The following is a 1007-nucleotide window of genomic DNA, read 5'->3' as shown; positions in this document are numbered from 1 at the left end:
AGGCGGGATTCCCGCCGGGCGTGGTCAATGTCGTCACCGGGTTCGGCGGCGAGGCCGGGCAGGCCCTGGTCGACCACCGCGACCTGAGGGGCCAGGTCCACGCGATCTCGGCGGGGCAAGAGTCCAGCCAGCCGTAGATCACCATCGAGACGCCCCCGGCGAGGGGGCGGAAGACGGGCCGCCGATCGGGTCGAAGATCACCTGGGCCCCGTGCCGCCAGTGATCTGCATGACCTCCTTGGCCACCGCCAGGAAGAACTACAGCCGCTGCACCGCCGCTGTCCCCGCACCGACAACTGGCTCCGCCCCGGCCAGGCAGGTGATCGTTTTGTTCCGTTCTCGCGGCGCCGGCAACCCAGTCAGGTATTCGCGAAACCCTCGCCGCTGGGCGAGGCTGACGCAGAGGTCATCGAACCGGGTCCCGTACTCCTCCAACGGCCCCGGCGCGGGCGGACACGGACGGCGGGCGGTCATCCTCGGCTCCCAGGGCGGCAGCTGACTCCTACCATCGCCCTACGACCATCCCGCCCTGCCGTCAACACGCGCAACCGCCGGATGTGACGAACTACCGGTAGCCGGCCAATGGCGGAAAAGCACTTCGCCACCCCCTGCCCGCGTGATCGACAAGCACTTCGAGCAGGAGTGGGACGCCTTGATCTCGGGCCCTGCCGCCCAGGTCCCGCTCGCCTGAACCGCCGCCTCACCCCTCCTTCGGAAGGGTGTCCCGTGCGCGCATCCATGGCCTCAGCCCCTGCCCCTCCTTCGCTCCTCCGTGCTGTACCTGGCCACGCCGTCCGGAGCTGACGTACGGGCCGCCATGCAGGCCGGGCTTGCTGACCTGCATGATGACCCCGGTGCAGGGCAACGTGATCCATCCCCGGCGCTCACCCGAGACCTGCGCCTGACCACGGCAACCGTGCAGTGGGTGATCAGTGGGTATCTCGTGGCGATGGCGATCGTGCTGCCCGTCACCGGATACCTGCTTGACCGGTTCTCCGTGCGGCGTAT

General features: G+C 69.1%; 3 pseudogenes. 2 read left to right on the top strand and 1 reads right to left on the bottom strand.

From position 1 onward, the window contains the following. Positions 1-86, top strand: a pseudogene (locus tag FPZ41_RS46715) (aldehyde dehydrogenase family protein); the annotation flags it as partial. Positions 87-260: 174 nt separating this feature from the next. Here FPZ41_RS46715 and FPZ41_RS50665 read toward each other — a convergent pair. Further along, positions 261-473 (bottom strand): annotated as a pseudogene (locus FPZ41_RS50665) (IS701 family transposase); the annotation flags it as partial. Between the two features lie 298 nt (positions 474-771). On the opposite strand from FPZ41_RS50665, the pseudogene FPZ41_RS46705 reads away from it, so the two are divergent. Further along, positions 772-1007, top strand: a pseudogene (locus FPZ41_RS46705) (hypothetical protein); the annotation flags it as partial.

This window comes from Streptomyces acidicola (genome assembly GCF_009377235.1).
GTDB classification, from domain to species: domain Bacteria; phylum Actinomycetota; class Actinomycetes; order Streptomycetales; family Streptomycetaceae; genus Streptomyces; species Streptomyces acidicola.
The sequence above is the reverse complement of the archived record's forward strand: the minus strand, read 5'-3'. Positions and strand labels throughout refer to the sequence as shown.